This is a genomic window from Pokkaliibacter sp. MBI-7 (assembly GCF_029846635.1).
Classification (GTDB): domain Bacteria; phylum Pseudomonadota; class Gammaproteobacteria; order Pseudomonadales; family Balneatricaceae; genus Pokkaliibacter.
On the sequence record NZ_JARVTG010000002.1, the window covers coordinates 1,865,480 to 1,886,753 of the forward strand.

At 53.1% G+C, this 21,274-nt stretch carries 20 protein-coding genes; 14 read left to right on the forward strand and 6 right to left on the reverse strand.

Annotated elements, in window-relative coordinates; genetic code table 11:
* The first annotated feature begins 7 nt into the window (after positions 1-7).
* From pilB to yacG, 5 genes are all read left to right on the forward strand, one after another.
* Positions 8-1,717, forward strand: coding sequence for a type IV-A pilus assembly ATPase PilB (gene pilB / locus QCD60_RS28125; protein WP_279791082.1), 1,710 nt, complete (start codon positions 8-10; stop codon positions 1,715-1,717).
* 3 nt (positions 1,718-1,720) lie between these two features.
* Positions 1,721-2,968, forward strand: a complete 1,248-nt coding sequence (locus tag QCD60_RS28130; RefSeq protein WP_279790505.1) for a type II secretion system F family protein — start codon at positions 1,721-1,723, stop codon at positions 2,966-2,968.
* A gap of 14 nt (positions 2,969-2,982) precedes the next feature.
* Positions 2,983-3,834 (forward strand): A24 family peptidase, encoded by an 852-nt coding sequence (locus QCD60_RS28135; protein WP_279790507.1) that lies wholly within the window; start codon positions 2,983-2,985, stop codon positions 3,832-3,834.
* Complete coding sequence (gene coaE / locus QCD60_RS28140) at positions 3,835-4,458, forward strand: dephospho-CoA kinase (RefSeq protein WP_279790509.1); 624 nt, start codon at positions 3,835-3,837, stop codon at positions 4,456-4,458.
* A gap of 129 nt (positions 4,459-4,587) precedes the next feature.
* Positions 4,588-4,815 (forward strand): DNA gyrase inhibitor YacG, encoded by a 228-nt coding sequence (yacG, locus tag QCD60_RS28145; RefSeq protein ID WP_279790511.1) that lies wholly within the window; start codon positions 4,588-4,590, stop codon positions 4,813-4,815.
* A gap of 18 nt (positions 4,816-4,833) precedes the next feature.
* Here yacG and QCD60_RS28150 read toward each other — a convergent pair whose 3' ends face one another.
* Positions 4,834-5,214: a 4a-hydroxytetrahydrobiopterin dehydratase gene (locus QCD60_RS28150; RefSeq protein ID WP_279791084.1), complete on the reverse strand. Its 381-nt coding sequence runs from the start codon at positions 5,212-5,214 to the stop codon at positions 4,834-4,836.
* Between the two features lie 363 nt (positions 5,215-5,577).
* Between QCD60_RS28150 and QCD60_RS28155 the strand changes: the two genes are divergently transcribed.
* Together QCD60_RS28155 and QCD60_RS28160 are read left to right on the forward strand one after the other, a co-directional pair.
* The gene (locus QCD60_RS28155) at positions 5,578-6,441 is read left to right on the forward strand and encodes a ribose-phosphate diphosphokinase (protein WP_279790513.1); all 864 of its coding nucleotides are present in this window, start codon (positions 5,578-5,580) and stop codon (positions 6,439-6,441) included.
* Positions 6,407-7,078 carry an alpha-ketoglutarate-dependent dioxygenase AlkB gene (locus QCD60_RS28160; RefSeq protein ID WP_279790515.1) on the forward strand — a complete coding sequence of 224 codons (672 nt, stop codon included), beginning with the start codon at positions 6,407-6,409 and terminating at the stop codon, positions 7,076-7,078. Before QCD60_RS28155 ends, QCD60_RS28160 begins: the two co-directional genes overlap by 35 nt.
* A gap of 2 nt (positions 7,079-7,080) precedes the next feature.
* Here QCD60_RS28160 and QCD60_RS28165 read toward each other — a convergent pair whose 3' ends face one another.
* Positions 7,081-7,524: a flavodoxin domain-containing protein gene (locus QCD60_RS28165; protein ID WP_279790516.1), complete on the reverse strand. Its 444-nt coding sequence runs from the start codon at positions 7,522-7,524 to the stop codon at positions 7,081-7,083.
* A gap of 138 nt (positions 7,525-7,662) precedes the next feature.
* On the opposite strand from QCD60_RS28165, the gene QCD60_RS28170 reads away from it, so the two are divergent.
* The 5 genes from QCD60_RS28170 to QCD60_RS28190 all read left to right on the forward strand — a co-directional run bounded on the left by QCD60_RS28170 (position 7,663) and on the right by QCD60_RS28190 (position 13,236).
* Positions 7,663-7,980 carry a hypothetical protein gene (locus tag QCD60_RS28170; protein ID WP_279790518.1) on the forward strand — a complete coding sequence of 106 codons (318 nt, stop codon included), beginning with the start codon at positions 7,663-7,665 and terminating at the stop codon, positions 7,978-7,980.
* A 184-nt stretch (positions 7,981-8,164) separates the two neighbouring features.
* Positions 8,165-9,385: an imelysin family protein gene (locus QCD60_RS28175; RefSeq protein WP_279791086.1), complete on the forward strand. Its 1,221-nt coding sequence runs from the start codon at positions 8,165-8,167 to the stop codon at positions 9,383-9,385.
* 66 nt (positions 9,386-9,451) lie between these two features.
* Positions 9,452-10,960 (forward strand): di-heme oxidoredictase family protein, encoded by a 1,509-nt coding sequence (locus QCD60_RS28180; protein WP_279790548.1) that lies wholly within the window; start codon positions 9,452-9,454, stop codon positions 10,958-10,960.
* Positions 10,960-12,057: an imelysin family protein gene (locus QCD60_RS28185; protein ID WP_279790551.1), complete on the forward strand. Its 1,098-nt coding sequence runs from the start codon at positions 10,960-10,962 to the stop codon at positions 12,055-12,057. The genes QCD60_RS28180 and QCD60_RS28185 overlap by 1 nt, the downstream gene beginning before the upstream one ends.
* A 21-nt stretch (positions 12,058-12,078) precedes the next feature.
* On the forward strand, positions 12,079-13,236 hold the full coding sequence (locus QCD60_RS28190) for a DUF1513 domain-containing protein (RefSeq protein ID WP_279790553.1): 1,158 nt from the start codon (positions 12,079-12,081) through the stop codon (positions 13,234-13,236).
* 86 nt (positions 13,237-13,322) lie between these two features.
* Here the strand turns inward: QCD60_RS28190 and QCD60_RS28195 are convergent, their stop codons facing one another.
* Entirely contained in the window at positions 13,323-14,558 is a 1,236-nt protein-coding gene (locus QCD60_RS28195) for a cytochrome c peroxidase (RefSeq protein ID WP_279790555.1), read from the reverse strand.
* A gap of 255 nt (positions 14,559-14,813) precedes the next feature.
* On the opposite strand from QCD60_RS28195, the gene QCD60_RS28200 reads away from it, so the two are divergent.
* Both QCD60_RS28200 and QCD60_RS28205 read left to right on the forward strand, forming a co-directional pair.
* Positions 14,814-15,506, forward strand: a complete 693-nt coding sequence (locus QCD60_RS28200) for a 7-cyano-7-deazaguanine/7-aminomethyl-7-deazaguanine transporter (protein WP_279790557.1) — start codon at positions 14,814-14,816, stop codon at positions 15,504-15,506.
* Positions 15,503-16,759: an RsmB/NOP family class I SAM-dependent RNA methyltransferase gene (locus tag QCD60_RS28205; protein WP_279790559.1), complete on the forward strand. Its 1,257-nt coding sequence runs from the start codon at positions 15,503-15,505 to the stop codon at positions 16,757-16,759. Before QCD60_RS28200 ends, QCD60_RS28205 begins: the two co-directional genes overlap by 4 nt.
* Before the next feature lie 171 nt (positions 16,760-16,930).
* Here QCD60_RS28205 and QCD60_RS28210 read toward each other — a convergent pair whose 3' ends face one another.
* From QCD60_RS28210 to yegQ, 3 genes are all read right to left on the reverse strand, one after another.
* A complete protein-coding gene (locus tag QCD60_RS28210) occupies positions 16,931-18,451 on the reverse strand; it encodes a fumarate hydratase (RefSeq protein WP_104155822.1) in 1,521 nt (506 codons plus the stop codon).
* 251 nt (positions 18,452-18,702) lie between these two features.
* The gene (locus tag QCD60_RS28215; RefSeq protein ID WP_279790562.1) at positions 18,703-19,776 is read right to left on the reverse strand and encodes an FAD:protein FMN transferase; all 1,074 of its coding nucleotides are present in this window, start codon (positions 19,774-19,776) and stop codon (positions 18,703-18,705) included.
* Between the two features lie 171 nt (positions 19,777-19,947).
* A complete protein-coding gene (gene yegQ, locus QCD60_RS28220; protein ID WP_279791089.1) occupies positions 19,948-21,258 on the reverse strand; it encodes a tRNA 5-hydroxyuridine modification protein YegQ in 1,311 nt (436 codons plus the stop codon).
* Between the last annotated feature and the right edge of the window lie 16 nt (positions 21,259-21,274).

The following is a 21,274-nucleotide window of genomic DNA, read 5'->3' on the forward strand; positions in this document are numbered from 1 at the left end:
GCAGGGAATGATGGGGATCCCCTTTCAGCCAGTAGGCCTGGTTGGCCAACTGGTAAAAGCTGGATTAATTACAGAAGCACAAGCGAAAGAGGCCGCAAAGGGTGCTAACCAGCAACAGCAGCCACTTCCACTCTACCTAGTCGAGAAACTGGGCGTCGATGAACGCGCTCTGGCAGAAGTGATATCGCAAGCCTTCAGTGTACCTGTGATTGATTTAAGCAAGATGGATCGGGATGTTTGGCCGAAAGATCTTGTGAAAGACAAAGTCATCCAGAAGCACTACGGATTGCCGTTGTTTGTCCGAGGCAAAAAGTTGTTTGTTGGCTTCTGTGACCCGACACAAGCTCAAGCCATAAGTGAGTTCAAATTCTCCAGCAACATGAGTGTGGAGCCAATCCTTGTCGAAGCAGGCAAGCTGGCTCATGCCATCGAAACCCTGTTTGACTCCGCCAGCGATGCCTTAGCAGGGTTTGATGACTCACAATTAGAGAAGCTGGAAGTTATTGATGAGCTGCCTCAGCTCAATATGCTTGACCTTACTGCGATGACGTCTGACGACGCCCCTGTTGTCAAGTTCGTTAACAAGATACTGCTGGATGCCATAAAACGCGGCTCATCTGATATCCACTTCGAGCCTTACGAGAAAATTTATCGGGTACGCTGCCGTACCGATGGCGTCTTACATGAAGTCAGCCGCCCGCCAGCATCACTGGGGAATCGCATCTCTGCTCGACTGAAGGTTATGTCGCATCTGGACATTTCGGAGAGACGACTACCCCAAGACGGTCGAATTAAACTCAAAATTTCACGTACTCGGGCAATCGACTTCAGGGTCAACACCTTGCCGACCCTCTGGGGTGAAAAGGTTGTACTGCGTATTTTGGACCCGTCCAGTGCTCAGTTGGGTATAGACGCGCTAGGATACGATCCAGACCAGAAAGCCATGTATCTGGAAGCGTTAAACCAGCCTCAGGGGATGATTCTGGTTACAGGCCCCACCGGTAGTGGTAAAACTGTCTCTCTTTATACCGGCCTGAATATTCTTAATACCACTGAGCGGAATATCTCTACCGCAGAAGACCCAGTGGAGATCAATATTGAGGGCATCAACCAGGTCCATATCAATACCAAGGTCGGCCTGAACTTTGCTGAAGCCCTACGCTCATTTTTGCGTCAGGACCCCGACGTGGTGATGGTGGGCGAGATTCGTGACCTGGAGACGGCGGAGATTGCCATCAAGGCCGCACAAACAGGCCACCTAGTATTATCAACGCTTCATACCAACAGCGCCCCTGAAACGCTTACCCGAATGCAGAATATGGGGGTTCCTGTTTATAACATTGCCACGTCAGTGAGCCTGATTATCGCTCAGCGTCTTGCTCGCCGCTTATGCACCAGCTGCAAGGTTATAGAAGAGATACCGGCTGAAATTCTCAGAGATGCGGGTTTTTCTGAAGAACAAATATCAACCGCAACCATATTTAAACCTGTAGGCTGCACGCGCTGCCATCAGGGTTATAAAGGACGAGTCGGTATCTATGAAGTGCTAAAAGTGTCGCCCCGCATTCAGGAAGTCATCATGCATAACGGTAACTCATTAGATATCGCCGCAGTTGCCAAAGAAGAAGGAATGAGTGATCTTCGCCAGTCAGGTATCAAGAAAGTATTGTCGGGTATGACCAGCCTGGAAGAGCTAAACCGAGTAATCAAGGAATAACCTATGGCGGTAGCGACACAAAGACGCAAAAAAGTGGTAGAAAAAAAACAATTTACCTACAGTTGGAGTGGCATTGATCGCTACAACGAGAAAGTAAAAGGCGAAATTATTGCTGACTCACCACAACACGCCAAGCAACTCCTTACAGAACAACAAGTCAAAGTCAAGAAGGTTGCCAAAAAGCTTGAATTTGGCAACTTTAAGAAAAATGCATCTATTAACTCTCAGGATCTCACGTTTTTTACTCGCCAAATGGCGACCATGATGCAATCGGGTGTTCCTCTCGTCCAATCCTTTGACATATCTGCTCAAGGAATGGAAAAACTAAAAATGAAGGACCTAATAGAAAATATTCGCGACAGTGTGGCTGGAGGAAATTTACTTTCGGTCGCATTACGCAAACACCCAAAATACTTTGACCCTCTTTTTTGCCAGCTGGTTATGGTGGGAGAGCAGTCTGGTACTATTGACCATATGCTTGATCGGTTGGCTAGCTACAAGGAAAAGACAGAAGCACTAAAAGCAAAAATCAAGAAGGCGCTTACCTATCCTATAGCAGTTATCGTTGTTGCAATCATAGTAACTGCCATTCTTCTTATTAAGGTTGTGCCACAATTTGAAAGCCTTTTTAAAGGCTTTGGTGCCGACCTACCAGTATTTACTCAATTCGTTGTCAATCTTTCGCGAGCACTGCAGCAGTGGTGGTGGGCTGTGGCAGGAATACTGTTCATATCGGGAATATTGTTGAAACGAGCACATCAATCCAGTGAAAATTTTAGACATAAGCTACAGCTAACCAGTCTCAAAGTTCCAGTCATTGGTAACATTCTTCATCAAGCAGCCTTAGCTCGATTTGCTAGAACGTTATGTACCACATATGCTTCTGGGGTTCCTTTGGTAGATGCATTGAGCTCTGCCGCAGGGGCTTCTGGTAATATTTTCTATGAGCGTGCCATACTACAAGCAAAACGCTCCGTGTCAGGCGGCCAAAACCTTCGAACCTCATTAATAATGACGGGTATATTTCCAAATATGGTTATTCAGATGATTGGAATTGGTGAGGATGCTGGCTCCCTAGAGACAATGTTAGATAAGTTGGCTATTTTTTACGAAACAGCCGTTGATAACGCCGTCGATTCTCTTACAGCACTCCTAGAACCATTTATTATGTGTGTTCTAGGAATACTTGTTGGTGGTTTAATCATTGCCATGTACTTACCTATTTTCAAACTGGGATCGGTCATTGGTTAAGGTATCATCCAACAATGCTAGCTTTATTTATAGAACTCCCTCTTGTCATACAAATTATTTTCCTTTTTATATTTGGCTCAATCTTTGGCAGCTTCATCAATGTCGTGATTTATCGACTACCAATAATGCTGAATAACGACTGGCGACTACAATGCCAGTCTTTTCTTGAGTTACCTCAGGATGAAAAACCTAACTTCAATTTATTACTACCAGCTTCTACATGCCCTAACTGCAAGGCGCCAATAAAGTGGTGGCATAATATTCCATTAATGGGATTTTTTTTACTCAAAGGAAAGTGTGCTTCTTGCAGTACAGCCATCTCAATTCGCTATCCTCTCGTCGAAGCATTTCATGCATTTGTCTGGGTATTGGTGTTTTGGCTTTATGGCCCAACTGAAATATCACTGGGATTAATGCTATTTTCCTCAGCCCTGCTAGTGCTTTTCTTCATTGATGCTGAACATAAACTATTACCTGATGACATTACCTTACCGCTGTTATGGGTAGGCCTGCTGTTTAACTTACTAACCCAACACATAAGTATCGAGCAGGCGATCTGGGGAGCAGTCTGGGGCTATCTGGTGCTTTGGATATTGTTCTGGATATTCAAGCTCCTCACCGGCAAGGAAGGCTTCGGCTACGGCGATTTCAAGCTGCTGGCAGCACTTGGTGCCTGGGGTGGCGCTCTGTGCTTACCTTGGCTACTGCTGATCTCCGCATGTACCGGGTTATTGATTGCACTGTTTCTGCGCCTGACTGGCCGCATTCAGGCTGGTGATCAGTTCCCCTTTGGTCCGGCACTCGTCATCGCCGGCTGGATTATGATTGTGCTCCAGCCCTGGCTTCCTGTCTGGATAAGTATCTAAGTGGCTATCAATATTGCTCAACCTGCTAGCATACCTATCGGTCTTACAGGTGGCATCGGCAGTGGAAAAAGTGCGACAGCAACACTGTTTGAACAACGGGGTATTGAGACTGTAGACGCAGACGTGCTCGCGCGAGAAGTTGTGATGCCCGGTCAGCCTGCTTTGCAGCACATAGCTGAGCATTTTGGCCCGACAGTACTGAACAGCGATGGTTCACTCAACCGAACCTGGCTGCGCCAGCATATCTTTGCGGATGATCAGGAGCGACTGTGGCTCGAAGGCTTGCTTCACCCACTGATTCGCCAGCTCACCGTTGAACGCCTTGCTCAAGCCCAGTCTCCCTATGTTCTGCTAGTAAGCCCGTTGCTATTTGAGTCAGGACAAGCACAACTGGTACAGCAGACCATTGTAGTGGATGTACCCGAGGCAATGCAGGTTCAGCGTGCCAGCCAGCGAGACATCAATACGCACGATCAGATTAAAGCGGTGATGTCAAAACAGTGGCCACGGCACCGCCGTTTGGAGCATGCCGACTACATTATTGATAACGCGGGTGATCTGCAGCAGTTGCAACTTGAGGTTGCAAGAGTCCATACGTTGCTGATGGCCAGCATTCGCCCTTGATACATTGAGCCACGAAGCACTGTTTTTCCTCCCGGCTATCTTTGCTAGCATGAAACGCTTCAGCCCAACCGCTTAAAACATACGGTGGTCAGCTTGCTTCCCCAAAGAAGGAGCTGCCGTCTTCAGGAAATGACAATGAAATACCCCTGCCCTACCTGCGCAAAAGACATCGAGTGGAGCAACGAAAACCCGTTTCGCCCTTTCTGTTCCGAGCGCTGCAAACTCATTGACCTGGGTGCCTGGGCAGATGAATCCTATGCAGTACCCGCTGAACCCGATCTGACCGCTCTGGAATACGAAGAAGATATGTTTTTTACAGCTCCCGTCGGACAAGACGATAACAGTCGCTCACACTAGGGGAAGCCATATCTGACCTTATTGAAGCCCTTTCCAGACCTCATCTGTCTTGGCCGCACAGATGAAATCATTGTGATGTAGGCCCTTAATTTTGTGCGTCCACCAGCAGACCTCCACCCGGCCCCATTCGGTCAAAATGGCCGGATGATGCCCCTCTCCTTCTGCCAGTTCCCCTACCGCATTGGTAAATGCCAGTGCGGTACGGAAGTTCTTGAAAGAGTAGCTACGTACCAGCTGATCGATACCTTGCTCCGTTCGTATCTGCCAGTCAGGTAACTCAGTCATAAACTGAACACGTTCTTCTGCTGTTGCCTGAGGTGCATCTGCCCGGCATGCCTCACAACTGATATCACACAGCGCTGGCTGGTCTTCTTTCGTGTCCTGTTGTTGTGTACTCATCATGATTCCTCTTTCCGCTCTCGCTCTATCTCAGCGTTGCCAGTGCTGCAGATCCGCCCACTATGTGCAGTATCAATGTAAGCACTCTGCAGAAAACGGGTGACAAAGTGAAAGTTGTATAAAACCAGAACTGTTGTATGGTTACTGCACTATGGAGGCCGTCTAGTACGCGCCTTAGCAAGCAACAACAACTCAGACACCCTCAGGATCGTGTTGCCATCTGCGCAAGTGGACACCGAACAAACGAATTTGATGTTTTTTAATTGAACGCCAAAGCAGATCAGTCTTTTACGTCAAGTTCGCTGCCGTCCCTCCCAGCCCAAGGTACAACATGCTCTTTTCGGTACAAGGAGCTCAGGCCCTATGCAGCCAGTCCTCTTCAACCTATATAGTGACAGCACTCAGGCAGACCAACTGTCAACGCTGCTGAATGCCGAAACCGGTCAGATTGACCAGCGGCAGTTCCCCGACCAAGAACACTATTTACGCCTGCTGACCGATGTCACTGCGCGACGGGTCATCCTCTTCTGTAATCTGTTCGAGCCAGAGCAAAAACTCCTCCCCCTGCTATTTGTAGCCCGTACTTGCAAGTTGCTGGGCGCCAGCGAAGTTATTCTGGCGACACCGTACTTGTGCTATATGCGCCAGGATCACTGCTTTAAACCGGGTGAAGCTGTCACTGCTGATATATTCGCTGACCTTCTGTCTGCTTTTATTGATCGTCTGGTAACCGTAGATCCTCACTTGCATCGCTATGACAGCCTCGATCAGATCTATCGCTGCCAGACTCAGGTTGTTCCAGCCGCTCCGGCCATTGCCCGCTGGATCAGGGAGCACGTCAGTCGGCCTTTGATCGTTGGCCCTGATGCGGAGAGCCTTCAGTGGGTAGCCCCCGTCGCAGAGGCACTTCAGGCGCCTCATCTGGTATTGCTGAAAGAGCGTTTTGGTGATCGCGATGTGCGCATTTCAGACCTGAATCTTGATGACTATCCCGGATATACCCCAGTGGTTATCGACGATATCATTTCCAGTGGCCAGACCATGATGCAAACACTGGTGCAGATTCCTCTGGAACGACGTCCCTACTGCCTGGGTATCCATGGTGTCTTTGCTGACGATGCTTTCAAGCAACTGCAGCAACGAGCCACGGTCATTACGGCCAACACTGTTCCGCACTCTAGTAATCACATCAATGTCATCCCCGAACTTGCAGCTGCCCTTGCTTGAAACAGGCATCCCCCCTGCACTGCCAGAAGGATTCCTCTACATACCTGACTTTTTGTCACCTCAGTGGGCTGATGAATTACTGTCTCAACTACTGCAGGAAACGTTCTGGAGTCAGCCAAGTGTAAGAGTATACGGCCAATGGCACCCCATCCCGCGATTACAGGCATGGATGGGAAACCCGGACACTAGCTACACCTACTCGGGTCTGGTACAGACTCCTTTGCCCTGGCATCCCGCCGTCGCTCTGCTTAACGCTGCATTTACCGACACTCCTCTGGATATCGGAGCGGAGTTGCCGCCATTGCGATTCAACTCGGTGCTACTGAATTACTATCGTGACGGTAAGGACACTATGGGCTGGCACAGTGATGACGAAGCAGAACTGGGGCCAACTCCAGTCATTGCCAGCATCAGTCTTGGAGAACCACGGCGTTTTGCTTTACGTCGTAAGGGGGAGAGCAGAATGGCCCACACATGGGAACTGGCACACGGCAGTCTGTTGATCATGCATGGCAACAGCCAGAGAGACTGGCAGCATGCCGTACCCAGAAGCGCACGCCACCAGCAATCGCGGATCAACCTTACCTTCAGGACGATTCACCCACCGTTACATGGCAGCGAGCCGCGAAGCGAATAAGGTCAGAGCTTCCCTGCCAACTCAGTCAACCAGTCACGACTGGCTGCAACGGGATCACTGTCTTCACAGGCATCAATGATCAGCGGTGCCTGCGCCAGTGGTAGCCCCATCTCTTCAAACAGGGCAATAAATTGACGACCACCGCCAGCGAAATTGTCGTAGGAGCTATCGCCGAGGCCGACAACTGCAGCTTTTCGGCCAGGCAGCTGTGGCAACGTATCGCGCAGACCAACAAATAGCGGCACAAGATCATCGGGAATATCCCCTTGCCCTGTGGTCGAGGTACAGATCAGCAGCAGATCCACACCCTCTGCGATGAACTCAGCCTGTTCAGGAATGGCTATCTGCGCATCATGCCCCGCTTGAGTAAACAACTTCATGGCGTGCTCTGCCACCTGCTGAGCGTTCCCAAATACCGTACCTACAAATATCCGCACTACTGCCATTGCTTTGACCTCTCGACATCAATATCTGCCCGCCAATATAGCAAAATCACATTGGCTGAATGCGCTTGATTTCACCTGCTCAGGCACCTACATCCAGAGATGTAAGCTATTCAACGTCACTCAGGCCAGGAGCACATCATGTCGAAACAGGACTTCAGCCAGTTACTGCAACAGTGGCAAGAACAAGCCGATCAACATATCAGACAAACCCCATTTTCGTTTTCCATCTATCAGGATGATCTGGAGCGTATTGATGCCCTCGCCAAACTCTATGGCCTGCCAGGGGAGCAGATTGCCCGCGACCTGATACACTCGGCCCTGCAGGCACTGGAAGCCAGCATGCCCTATATTCCCGGCCCACGCGTTATTCGTGAGGAAGAAGGTGAGCCGATCTATGAAGACATTGGCCCGATGCCCAACTATCTGCGCCTCAGGCAGTCATTGCAGCGTAAATGACGCCCCTGTCAGATTGCGCAAATATGATAAACAAAGTGCAAATACAGCAAGAATCATGACTCAAATTGATTGATAACGATTTGCATTGCCAATAGACTCTACTCTCACATTTGGACAGTGAAGAAGAGAGTTCCCCATGTTTAAGCCAACCCTTGCTGTACTGGCAGCAGGCATCACGGCACTGATGCCTGTCCATGGATTCGCAGCCCCACAGGCCAATGACGTATTAAAAACCTACGCAGATATTGCTCAGGCAGGTTACGAAGACAGCCTCCATACTGCTCAGGCCCTGCAGGTCAGCATCAGCAAACTAATTGGCGAACCAACCGACACCCATCTCAAAGCCGCACGCGATGCCTGGATTGCCGCTCGTGTACCCTATCAGCAGACAGAGGTATACCGTTTCGGTAACTCTCTAGTGGATGACTGGGAAGGCAGGGTCAACGCCTGGCCATTGGATGAAGGCCTGATCGACTATGTTGCCACGGACAGTTACGGTGCCGATTCCGATGAAAATCCACTCTACACGGCCAACGTTATCGCCAATGCGAAACTGCAACTCAACGGTGAAGAACTGGATGCCACAACTATCGATAAGGCACTGCTACAGAAGCTTCATGAAGCAGAAGAAGTAGAAGCTAACGTCGCAACCGGCTACCACGCCATTGAATTCCTGCTGTGGGGGCAAGACCTCAACGGCACCAATCCCGGTGCAGGAAACCGCCCTGCCACCGACTTTGACACCAAGAACTGCACCGGAGGCCATTGTGACCGCCGTGCGCAGTATCTGCAGGCGGCAACAGAGCTGCTGATTGATGATCTGCAGGACATGGCCAATAGCTGGAAAGCGGATGGCGATGCACGTAAGGCACTACTGGCCAAAGGTGACAAAGACGGTCTGGCAACCATTCTGACCGGCATGGGTTCCCTGTCTTACGGCGAACTGGCGGGAGAGCGTACCAAGCTGGGTCTGATGCTGCACGATCCTGAAGAAGAGCATGATTGCTTCTCCGACAACACCCACTGGTCACATTTCTATGATGCCAAAGGCATTCAGAACGTTTATCTGGGCGAGTACACACGCGTCGATGGCAACACCGTCAAGGGCCCCAGCTTGTCTGATCTGATCAAAGCAGCTGATCCCGCGCTGGATACTGAACTGCGCGGCAAGCTGGACACCACCCAGAACGCAGCACAGGCCATGGTGGACGCGGCAGGCAAAGGTCACACCTTTGACGTGCTGATTGCGGCCAACAATGACAGCGGTAATAAACTGGTACAGACATTCGTTGACGGACTGGTAGCGCAAACCCAGTCTCTGGAGAAAGCAGTAAAAATCGTTGGCTCCGGTGATATCAGCATTGAGGGTTCCGACAGCCTGGATAACCCCAGCGCCGTGCAGTAACCCACCATATCACTTGGCCCCAGCGATACCTCTGGGGCCACTTGCTGTGTGCCGGACGCCAACGACATGAGCTTTTCCTTTCTCCCCCCGCTGTTCGGGGTTTCTGTGCTGATTCAGAACATTGGTAGGGCCAGTATTGCTTTACTGTGTATTGCAGTACAACTCAGCTCAGTACGTGCCGCCCCTGTGGATGCTCCGCTGCCTGACCATCCGCTTTACCAGCAGGGCGAAGAAATGCCCGGTGGCACTGCCAGCCACCTTAGCGCACTGAGTCGCGATAGTTTTTCCCACCCTGTGACAACACTCACCCTGGCGCAGCGACTCGATTTTCGCCTCGGCGATGCGTTGTTCCGCAAACTGTGGGTTGCGGCCCCCTCGTCGACTACGGCCAGTGATGGCTTGGGACCTTTGTTCAATGCCCGCTCCTGCCAGAGCTGTCATGTGCGAGATGGCCGTGGCCATCCACCCGTAGCAAACGAGCAGCCCACGGCCCTGTTCCTGCGCCTGAGCATTCCCCCCACACAGTCCCAACAACAGCAGATGTACTCCGGCCATCTGGCCAGTATTCCTGACCCTGTCTACGGTAGCCAGCTACAGAACTTCAGCGTGCAGAACGTACCTGCCGAGGGCAAGGTGCGCATTCAGCATGAGGAAATTACCGTCACCCTGGCAGGCAATGAGCAGGTGGTATTGCTCAAGCCTGTCTACCGGATCGATACACTGGGTTATGGCCCCATGCATCCGCAGTTGCGTCTGTCACCAAGGGTAGCACCGCCGATGCTCGGTCTGGGATTGCTGGAAGCCATCCCTGCGGAGCAGATCCTGGCCCGAGAAGATCCTGAAGATAACAATAACGACGGAATATCAGGGCGAGCCCAGTGGGTATGGAGCAGAGCAGAACAACGTCTGATGCTTGGCCGCTTTGGTTGGAAAGCAGGCAATGCCACCCTGACAGATCAGAACAACAGTGCCTTAGCCAATGATATAGGCATTGGCAACCCGCTATTCTCCAGCGCTTATGGCGACTGCACTGTAGCCCAGCCAGCGTGTCTGACAGCACACAACGGCAATACCCCCGCACAGGAAAACCTCGAAGCCGCTTCAACCATGACGGATTTGCTCCTGTTCTATGCCAGACACCTTGGCGTCCCGGCACGGCAGGATGCGCGCAATGAAGAAGTACTGGCAGGCAAGCAACAATTCAATCAGGCAGGATGCGCCCAATGCCATACCCCGACGTACACCACCTCGACTGACACAACGCCAGCCCTTGCCCAGCAAACCATCTGGCCTTACAGCGACCTGCTATTGCACGATATGGGGCCAGGACTGGCCGATGAGCACGAGGAATATCGCGCAGCAGGTCATGAGTGGCGCACAGCACCGCTATGGGGGCTGGGCCACACCCGCCGCATCAACCCCAAGGCAGGCTACCTGCATGATGGCCGTGCTCGCACCGTGCTGGAAGCCATTCTCTGGCACGGTGGTGAAGCCGAAGTCGCCAGAAACCATGTGGCTCAGCGTATGACGCCGACACAAAGACAACAGTTACTGACCTTTCTGGAATCGCTCTGATGACGTCACTTCTATCAGCCCTTCATTCAGGCCTGACGCCTATCCTGAAAAGACCTCGCCAAGCCCTGACGGGCTTATGCCTGCTGTCAATGGCGAACGTCACCTGGGCAGTGCCGGCACCTGAACTGGAGCGACAACTGGCCATGGATATCGGCCACAAGCTTATCCAGCCTGCGTACCAGCAGCTGGCTGAAACCACTGACCGCTTGAGCCATGACACAGAAGCTTACTGCCAGACGACAGGCAGCTCCCTTGAAGCGGTGCAACAAAGCTATCGAGACAGTCTGAATGCCTGGATGCGGGTGCAGGCCATCAACTGGGGGCCTGCGGAAAAGCACAACCGCAATCCCTCCATGTACTTCTGGCCGGACAAAAAGAATATCAGCTCACGCCAGCTCAATACCCTGATCAACAATGCTGACCCTGCAGTACTGGATCCGGCTGCCTTCAACCAGGCCAGTATTGCTGTCAGTGGTCTGAGTGCCACAGAACGCCTGCTCTTTGACTCGCCGCCTCCGCAGCCCAAAAGCTATAGCTGTCAGTTACTCAGCGCGATCTCTGCCAATACGGCGCGTATCAGTCAGCAGCTGGCAGCAGAGTGGCCCACCTATGTGCAGCAATGGCAAACCGACAGCGACCCTTTAAAGGGCATTCGCCTGCTGCTGAAAAGCATGGATGAAATCGCCCAGATCATCAGCCAGCAAAAAATTGCCATGCCCATGGGCAGTGAACTGAGCAAAGCCCGCGTCAGCCGTGCCGAGTCTTACCGCAGTGCCAGTTCGCTTGCCAACATCCGCGCCAACTGGGCTTTTATCTCCAGCCTGTTGCAAGGCAACAGTGATCAGCCCGGATTACTCAAACTGATCAGCAGAGAAAATGATGAGCTTGCAGAAACCCTGCGCGGGCTGATCTTTACCACTGATCATCTGCTTAAGGCCATGGACTTCACGCTGGAGCACGCCATCAGCGATCCTGAACAGCGCGGCAAACTGATGATGCTGCAGGCCAATATCGACACCATGCAAAGTCTGTTATCCACTGATGTCAGTGGCACGCTGGGTATCATTCTTGGCTTCAACAGCCGAGATGGCGACTGACTGGCCACCGGAGAAAAAACGATGCCTGACTATTGTATTTCCCGCCGCCAGTTACTGCAGCTGGCACTGACAGCCACGTTGTCCGGCCCCGCAAAAGTGCTGGCGGATACCACGGATGGCCAAGGCCTGATTCTGTCAGCCTTTGATGATCAGCATGGCCAACATTTTTTTGGTGGCTTTGATGAGCTGGGCAGCCAGCGCTTTGCGGTTCCCCTGCCCGGGCGTGCTCACGGTATCGCCATCCATCCCTCAGGCAGCGTGTGCGCCGTCATCGCCCGTCGTGCGGGCACCTTCTTATCCATAGTGAGCCTGCCGGAGGGCAGGCATCTGCAGACTCTGAACAATCCTGCACAAAGACGCTTTTATGGTCATGCCGCCTTTAGCCCTGATGGCCAGCGCCTGTTCACCAGTGAAAATGACTACGAACATCAGCGGGGAGTGATTGGCGTCTGGCAGTGGGATGGTCAGCAGCTGCGACGCACTGATGAATGGCTGTCCGGTGGCGAAGGCCCTCATGAGGTGATCATGCATCCTGACGGCCAGCTACTGGTTGCCAATGGAGGGGTAATTACCCACCCTGACACAGGCCGCGATATGCTCAACCTCGACACCATGCATCCCAACCTCAGTTTTATTGATATTCAGACCGGCCAGGTCAGCCGCCAGCTGAACCTGCCCTCAGCACTGCAGCGCCTCAGTATTCGCCATCTGTCAGTCAGCTCATCAGGCGTGATTGCCTGTGCATTACAGTATGCCGGTGGCGTTACCTTACCCGACAGCGCCAGCAAAGTGGTGCCATTACTGGCATTACTGCGTCCCCATGACGATCACTTGCAGCTTGTTCACCTACCCGAAGGGCCGGAGTTTCATCACAACTATATAGGTAGCGTCTGCTGGGACAGCGAAGGTCGGTGGCTGGCACTGACGGCGCCACAGGGAAGCCGGGCCTACTTTTTCAATGCGCTGCCGCTGGCGGAAAACTCAGCAGGCCGCTGGGGACCAGGCATCACTTATTCCGATACCTGCGGGATCACTCAGGACAGTGTAGCTGGCAGTTTTATCATCAGTTCAGGCTCGGGCGGCGTCATCAGTTACAGCCCGATAGATGGCGACTGGCAACCGATGCCAGACCGCTTTGCCCGCCGTCAGCGCTGGGACAATCATATGGCAAGAGCGTAGGTTCACCTTATAAAGCTTGTAGGGTTGGCCCTGTCTGACTTGGGTTAGAGTGCACTGCCTCCATGCGAGAAGGAGTACGTTAACAGCTATTGGCCGACGATCTTTTTCTGCGTGCTTTCCTGCTGCTCCAGCAATGCCTCGTAGCGTTTGTCAGTCAAGGTTTTCAGGAAGGCAACCAGCGCATCCACCCGACGGTTATCCAGCGCAGGTCCACTTTCCAGCTCTTTGAGTGAGAGATTCTCCGTTACTTCAGGTGGGCCCCAGGACAGACCGGTTTCAGGGTTGATCTGACTCCTGGCACTTTTGCTGTTGTATTTGTTGTAGAACAGGATCACCGTGCGCAAATCCTGAAAAACCCCGTTATGCATATAGGGGCCCGTCACCGCGACATTACGCAAGGTTGGCACTTTGAACTTGCCACGTTGCGCCGGATCATCAACCTGAGGATTATCGAGCAGACCCTGATCGACAAACTGATCTCCCAGACCATTCATCGCACGGACTCGCTCATTTTTAGGCACACCAATGTTGTGGTACTGGTAGTTGCTGAAGGTCTCCTGCTCTGCCAGCGCCGAGCTGCGCAGCTGATGACACTGATTGCAGTTGGTGAACTGCTGGGAGAAAAACAAAGTACGGCCCAGCTCTTCCTGCGCGGTCATCTGATATTCACCACGCAGATAACGGTCGTATTTAGAGTCAAATGGCGCCATAAAGGCGCTCTGCTCAAAAGCTTCGATGCTTTGCGTCATGGCGTTATAGCCGACCTTCGCATCGGATGCGGCCTGCTTGCCAAAGAGGCTTTCCAGTTTGCGGACGTAGATGGGGTTCTCCAGCAGCCGTTGCCAGACACTGGCCTTGTCAGGCATGGCCATTTCAATCGGGTTGAGGGGAGGACCGCCCGCCTGCTCAGCCAGGGTGGCAGCACGTCCATCCCAGAACTGCCCGCCTACATAACGCCCCTGTTCATCCTTGTGGAAAGGAGGGCTGAAGCTGGCATAAGTCACGGTCGGGGCATTACGATCCCCCAGAGAATGTTTGTCATCGCCTAGTGACACCGCGCGATGGGTACCATTATCAACATGGTCAATAAAGGCCTGCGCCGGGTTGTGGCAACCAGAGCAGGCCATGCCACGGGTAAGGGACAGGCTGGGATCAAAGAACAGCATCCGGCCGAACTTTTCCAGTTCCAGCTGTTCGGCGGCTGAACGTTGAGGCGATGCAGATGAGGACGGTTGTGTAGCAGACGACAGCGCATCCGCCTGACTTACACCATGCGCCATAGAAAACCACACACCAGCCAGAACCACCCAGCGCCATTGCATCTGCATACCCAACCTTTGCCAGCCTGACATCAGTCAGGCACTAAAACCGCGATTGATAGTTATTTCTATTCAATACTTTGTCAATCTGTAACCTTTACCCGGGCAGAAACCAGAACGTATCAGAAGCGGGCACAACGGTGTTACCCGATAAAATATTGACCGGGCGGTTTACTACTGCACTGGTCAATTGCGACCGAGTTCTTTATATTAGGCGCCTCCGGGTTCCCTCACCCCGGCACCAAAAAGGAGACAAGCATGACCTCTTCCACGCCCAATGTGGCGACACCTGCTATTGCACGTATTGCCAGCCGTACTCTGGCCTGGCTGACCCTGTTTCACATCACAGTGATCGCTGCGTCCAACTATCTGGTTCAGCTACCGGTGAGCCTGTTCGGTTTTCATACGACTTGGGGTGCTTTTACTTTCCCTCTGATTTTTGTTGCCACCGACCTGACGGTACGTATTCTGGGCGCCGAGCGGGCACGAAGGGTCATCTTCCTGGTGATGTTTCCCGCACTGTTGCTGTCATACCTGATTTCAGTAGCGTTCTATCAGGGGCAGGTACAGCCGCTGGATAGTCTCTTTACCTTCAACAGCTTTGTTGCCCGCATCGCCATGGCCAGCTTTATGGCCTATCTGCTGGGGCAGCTGCTTGATATTCAGGTCTTCAATCGTCTGCGCAAGCTTCCCATCTGGTGGGCAGCCCCTCTGGCCTCAACCGTCATCGGTAACCTGCTTGATACCATCAGCTTCTTCTCCCTGGCCTTCTATCACTCCAGTGATGAATTCATGGCCAGTCACTGGGTCGAAATCGCCTGGGTCGACTACAGCTTTAAACTACTGATGAGTCTGGTCTTTACGCTGCCGCTTTATGGCATACTGTTGGGCCGTATTCAGCGTTGGCTGACTCACAATCCTCAATACCGTGCCCTGATACTAAATACATGATGAAATCACGTCCGCGTCGTTCCCGCCCCTCCGCTGTCTCACCTGCTGCTCGCCAGCTGCAACAAGGCCTGCGGGTACTGAGCCAGATACTCCACCATCAGGTGCCTGCCGACGCGGCATTGAGCCAGCACTTCCATAAGGAGCAAAGTGACGCTCATAGCCGTAACTGGTGCATTGAGCACATCTACGGCTTTTTGCGCGAAGGCCAGGGCATCGACCTGTTACAGCGCCACCCTGCCCTCCTGAAAACGCTGTGGGTCCATTACCTGCTGCGTCATCAGCAGATCAGCGAAGGCCTGCATCGCCATCAGGTCGACGAAGAGTTCAAGGACACGGTTATTCCCGCAGGCAGCCTGCCAGCCTGGCTGGAGATGCAGGTGGAAGAGCAATATGACGATGGTGCCGAAAACCTGATCAAAGCCTCTACCCGTGCGGCCGAGATGGATCTGCGTGTCAATGCGGCCAAAGGCGTCAGCCGTGAAGCCGTGCTCAAACAGCTTGAGCTGCAACATATTCTGGCAGCACCGACCCCCTGGTCACCATGGGGAATCCGTCTGAACAAGCATCTGCCAATCAACCGCAATGCGCTGTTCGAGAACGGCACGCTGGAAGTGCAGGACGAAGGCAGTCAGGTCGTCGCCTTGCTCGCCAACGCTCAGAGTGGCCAGACAGTGATTGATTTCTGCGCGGGCGCCGGTGGCAAAACGCTGGTGCTGGGTAGCCAGATGCAGTCACGTGGCCGACTGGTTGCCATGGATGTGAACGAACGCCGCCTCAACAATCTGCGTCCTCGACTCAAGCGTGCAGGTCTGGACAATGTGCAAACTGTGCTGCTGAAAGATGAACAGGATCCTTACCTGTCTCGCTGGCAGGCAAAAGCAGATCTGTTGCTGATCGATGCTCCCTGTTCTGGAACAGGCACCCTGCGCCGCAATCCAGATCTCAAATGGCGATTGACACCAGAGAGCCTGGAACGCCTGCAGGCGACCCAGCAACGCATTCTGGCAGCGGCCAGCCAGTTAGTGAAAAGCGGTGGTGAAATGGTTTATGCCACCTGCAGTCTGCTGGCCAGTGAAAACCAACAACAAGTACAAGCGTTTATTGATGCTCATCCCGAGTTCAGTCTGGTACCTGTGCAGTCCCGTCTGCAGCAACTGGGTATCAAACTGAAGACAACCAGCCCCTGGCTGCAGCTGCTGCCAAGCCAGCACGGCTGTGACGGGTTGTTTGTGGCCATCCTGCGCAAAAACTGACAGTCAGTACCTTTCCTCAAACGCTTTAACAGGTGCAAGGGAAGATAAAAAAGGGGCTGCAGAATCAACTGCAGCCCCTTTTTACTGTTCAGGCTATGCCCCTTTGGCAACTGTGTTTGGCAGCATCAAAGGAGAACAGACCACCCGCAAGGGAGGCCTGTTACCAGCAGATCAGATGATCTTGATAGCCTGCTCTTCGATACGACGCTTCCACTCTTCCGGGCCAGTGTTATGAACGGAAGTACCGTTCACGTCCACCGCCACGGTGACAGGCATATCTTTTACTTCAAACTCATAGATTGCTTCCATCCCCAGCTCAGGGAACGCCAGCGTTTTGGAACCAACAATAGCCTTGGAGACCAGATACGCCGCACCGCCTACTGCCATCAGATAGACAGCTTTGTTGTCCTTGATAGCTTCAATGGCGACAGGACCACGCTCGGACTTACCGATCATACCCAGCAGGCCCGTCTTCTCCAGCACCAGACGGGTGAACTTGTCCATACGGGTTGCCGTTGTTGGACCAGCAGGTCCGACTACTTCATCACCCACAGGGTCGACAGGGCCAACGTAGTAGATAAAGCGGTTCTTCAGATCAACCGGCAGCTCTTCGCCCTTGTTGATCATGTCTACGATGCGCTTGTGTGCTGCATCACGGCCGGTGAGCATCTTGCCGGACAACAGAATGGTTTCACCCGGCTGCCAGTCCTGTACATCTTCAGGCTTGATGGAATCCAGGTTCACACGACGCACGTTATCACCCACTTCCCAGGTGATTTCCGGCCAGTCTTCAAGGCTTGGTGGCGTCTGCAGTGCAGGACCAGAACCGTCCAGCACGAAATGAGCGTGACGGGTAGCCGCGCAGTTAGGGATCATTGCCACAGGCAGTGAAGCGGCATGGGTGGGGTAGTCTTTGATCTTGATATCCAGCACGGTCGTCAGACCACCCAGACCCTGAGCACCGATACCCAACTGATTCACCTTCTCAAACAGCTCCAGACGCAGCTCTTCAACTCGGTTCTGAGGACCACGCTCGATCAGATCGTGGATATCAATGGGCTCCATCAGCGCTTCTTTGGCCAGCAGGGTTGCCTTCTCGGCGGTACCGCCGATACCGATCCCCAGCATGCCGGGAGGACACCAGCCAGCACCCATGGTCGGTACGGTTTTCAGAATCCAGTCAACGATGGAGTCTGACGGGTTCAGCATGGCCAGCTTGGACTTGTTTTCGGAACCACCACCTTTGGCAGCCACTTCCACTTCTACGGTGTTACCGGGGACAACCTGCATGTGAATAACGGCAGGTGTGTTGTCCTTGGTGTTCTTCCGTGCACCGGCGGGATCAGCCAGGATAGAGGCGCGCAACACGTTGTCAGGATTCATGTAGGCGCGGCGAACACCTTCATTGATCATGTCGTCCACACCCATGGTGGCACCATCCCAGCGTACATCCATACCAATCCTGATGAATACGGTAACGATACCGGTATCCTGACAGATCGGGCGATGGCCTTCGGCACACATACGGGAGTTGATCAGAATTTGTGCAATTGAGTCTTTGGCAGCTTTGTTCTGCTCACGCTCATAGGCCTTATGCATGGCCTGAATGAAATCGGTCGGGTGGTAATAGGAAATAAACTGCAGGGCGTCAGCGACACTGGCGATGAGGTCGTCCTGGCGAATCACGGTCATGCTCGGGGTGTCCTCTAGTTTTGCTTATGACGTCGCAGATCGGCAGGTCTGTGACGTCTGGAGAGAGGCTGAGAGTATACACCAAGCCTTGCTTTTCCCAATCAGCTGATGGCCCTGACAACGATGAATCCTGCAAACGGGCCCGATTGAGACAGGCTATTGGACACAATAGCCATCGCCCTGCTTTTCAGTGGCAGACTGCCGATGTCAGTGACCGTCTGCCGCGCTGGCATCTCTCTGTCCTGTGGAACTCAGGGCTGTTCGAATGTCAGGCCTTTGCTCGCTGCCAACGCATCGCTTTTTGAGTCAATCAGATTGCTCTGTTTGAGCTGGATAAAGAACACCTGCAGGTTCTCACGTTTGGCCACTTGCATGCCCTCTTCCTGCCCCATGCACAGCATGGCGGTCGCCCAGGCATCACTGACACGCGGATCTGTACCAAACACCGAGGCAGAGACCAGATCATGAGTAACCGGCGTGCCGGAGCGCGGATCGAGAATATGAGAATACATCTTGCCGGCAGCGTCGAAGTGGTGACGGTAGGTACCCGAGGTATCAAGCGTCACACCGCTCTCATCGTCGATAGTGACAATCCGATGTACCGTACGTCCGCCTTCGCCGGGCACCGGCCGCTCGATAGCCACACGCCACTTTTTCCCATCGGGCTTATGGCCACGAATCTTCATATCGCCACCAAACTCCACCAGGTAGTTGCTGACCCCTTTGGACTCAAGCACCGCCGAGAGCTTGCCGATGGTGTAGCCCTCCCCCATTGAGGAAAAGTTGACCTGCAGCTGTGGCAACGTCTTGCGTACACGCTTGCCTGCCTCATCAACCTCAATCTTGTCCATGCCCATTTCTGCTTTGACAGCAGCAATCTGCTCGGCAGCAGGAACGTTCAGAACATCCTTCTTGAAGCCCCACAGATCAAACAACGGGCCAATCGTCGGGTCATAGCACCCCTGAGTTTTCTGGCTGATGTCCTTAGCGATGTTGACCAGTTCAATAAAGTCTACGGAGGCGGGTTGCCAGTCCGTGGAGCTGCTGTGGTTAAAGTGGGAAATATAGGAGTCATCGCGATAGGTGGACAACTCCTCGTCGATCTGTGCCAGCGTGGTATTGAAGTCGCGCTGCACTTCATCGTTGGCTACCGCCTTATCACTCCACCAGCTGACATGGTAGGTCGTGCCCTGTGCATAGCCTTCAATCTTCTGTATCTCGGGCGGCTTGCTGCAACCTGTGAGCAGCGCACTGCCAGCCAGTATCAGGCCGGTAGTCACCAGAGAAACTCTCTGCCTGCGGCGGGAAACGGTCAGCTTGAGCATGATATGGCCTTTGTTCGTCCAAAAAGATTGGCGCAGAGTCTAGCAGCCCCGCCACAGTGACACTACAGCGCGATTGGTCAGGATTTTACGATTCGTTTCAGTACCGACGGCATCCGCAGCACCGCTATCCCTGCTGCGGATGAACAGAACACTGAACAGCAATGCAGCCAGTTAAAGGGGCAGATCACGCATCAACAGGGCGTATTGCAGATCGGTCGATACTGGCATGTGAACGCGCACGCGATGACCGGACCCGGGAGCCACCTCAATCTGCTGCCCGTTGAGGTTATTGAGATTATCAAGCAGGAAACGGCGGTTGCCTGCCGGCGTCATCAGCTCAACGGTATCGCCAACTGCAAAACGATTCTTCACGTCAAACTCAACCCAGCCCTGAGCGACATCCCACGCCAGCACTTCAGCGACAAATTGCTGGTGCACTCCCACAGAATTGCCGGTCTGATAATTTTGATACTCATCGTGCACGTGGCGTCGATAGAAACCTTCGGTATAACCACGGTTGGCCAGATTTTCCAGCTCATCCATCAGCGCCATATCAAAGGGGCGTCCCGCCACCGCATCATCAATAGCCTTGCGGTATACCTGAGCGGTACGAGCAACATAGTAATGCGACTTGGTACGTCCCTCGATCTTCAGAGAGTGCAGACCATGGCGCACAAAGGTCGGCACATGCTGAACAGCACGCAGATCTTTGGAATTCATGATGTAGGTGCCGTGTTCATCCTCGTAAGCAGGCATATATTCGCCCGGGCGTGTTGCTTCCTGCAGCAGCACCGGAGCCACCTCTTCAATACCAAGGGGATCACACTGCTGCACCGGAATCAGATCACCCTTGTCATCCTCAACCGCCTGATGGGCGTCATATTTCCAGCGACAGGCATTAGTGCAGGTACCCTGATTCGGATCACGATGGTTAATGTATCCAGAAAGCAGGCAACGTCCTGAATAGGCGATGCAGAGCGCACCGTGGACAAAAACCTCCAGCTCCATTTCCGGCACCTGATGGCGTATTTCTGCAATTTCATCGAGTGACAACTCACGCGACAGGATGATGCGTTTGATGCCCTGCTGCTGCCAGAACTTTACCGCTGCCCAGTTCAGTGTATTGGCCTGCACGGACAAATGGATGGTCTGCTCCGGCCAGCGCTCGCGCACCATCATGATCAAGCCCGGGTCAGACATGATCAGCGCATCCGGCGCCATGGCGACCACGGGCTCCATATCCCGCAGATAGGTTTTCAGCTTGGCATTGTGCGGCGCAATGTTGCTGGCCACATAAAACTGCTTGCCATGAGCATGGGCGAACTGAATCCCCTGCTGCAGATGGTTCAGATCAAAATCGTTGTTACGTACGCGCAGACTGTAGCGTGGCTGTCCGGCGTAGACCGCATCAGCGCCGTAGGCATAGGCGTAGTGCATACTTTTCAGAGTACCAGCGGGAGAAAGGAGTTCAGGCGTGCGGATCGAAGTCAGTGCAGAG

Coding starts and splice junctions, on each gene's coding strand:
- QCD60_RS28205 (WP_279790559.1), top strand. CDS start 15,503: ATGATGAAATCACGTCCGCGTCGTTCCCGCCCCTCCGCTGTCTCACCT.
- QCD60_RS28135 (WP_279790507.1), top strand. CDS start 2,983: ATGCTAGCTTTATTTATAGAACTCCCTCTTGTCATACAAATTATTTTC.
- QCD60_RS28165 (WP_279790516.1), bottom strand. CDS start 7,524: ATGGCAGTAGTGCGGATATTTGTAGGTACGGTATTTGGGAACGCTCAG.
- QCD60_RS28195 (WP_279790555.1), bottom strand. CDS start 14,558: ATGCAATGGCGCTGGGTGGTTCTGGCTGGTGTGTGGTTTTCTATGGCG.
- QCD60_RS28155 (WP_279790513.1), top strand. CDS start 5,578: ATGCAGCCAGTCCTCTTCAACCTATATAGTGACAGCACTCAGGCAGAC.
- QCD60_RS28215 (WP_279790562.1), bottom strand. CDS start 19,776: ATGCTCAAGCTGACCGTTTCCCGCCGCAGGCAGAGAGTTTCTCTGGTG.
- pilB (WP_279791082.1), top strand. CDS start 8: ATGATGGGGATCCCCTTTCAGCCAGTAGGCCTGGTTGGCCAACTGGTA.
- QCD60_RS28170 (WP_279790518.1), top strand. CDS start 7,663: ATGTCGAAACAGGACTTCAGCCAGTTACTGCAACAGTGGCAAGAACAA.
- QCD60_RS28175 (WP_279791086.1), top strand. CDS start 8,165: ATGCCTGTCCATGGATTCGCAGCCCCACAGGCCAATGACGTATTAAAA.
- QCD60_RS28160 (WP_279790515.1), top strand. CDS start 6,407: ATGTCATCCCCGAACTTGCAGCTGCCCTTGCTTGAAACAGGCATCCCC.
- QCD60_RS28150 (WP_279791084.1), bottom strand. CDS start 5,214: ATGAGTACACAACAACAGGACACGAAAGAAGACCAGCCAGCGCTGTGT.
- QCD60_RS28185 (WP_279790551.1), top strand. CDS start 10,960: ATGACGTCACTTCTATCAGCCCTTCATTCAGGCCTGACGCCTATCCTG.
- QCD60_RS28180 (WP_279790548.1), top strand. CDS start 9,452: ATGAGCTTTTCCTTTCTCCCCCCGCTGTTCGGGGTTTCTGTGCTGATT.
- QCD60_RS28210 (WP_104155822.1), bottom strand. CDS start 18,451: ATGACCGTGATTCGCCAGGACGACCTCATCGCCAGTGTCGCTGACGCC.
- yacG (WP_279790511.1), top strand. CDS start 4,588: ATGACAATGAAATACCCCTGCCCTACCTGCGCAAAAGACATCGAGTGG.
- QCD60_RS28130 (WP_279790505.1), top strand. CDS start 1,721: ATGGCGGTAGCGACACAAAGACGCAAAAAAGTGGTAGAAAAAAAACAA.
- QCD60_RS28200 (WP_279790557.1), top strand. CDS start 14,814: ATGACCTCTTCCACGCCCAATGTGGCGACACCTGCTATTGCACGTATT.
- QCD60_RS28190 (WP_279790553.1), top strand. CDS start 12,079: ATGCCTGACTATTGTATTTCCCGCCGCCAGTTACTGCAGCTGGCACTG.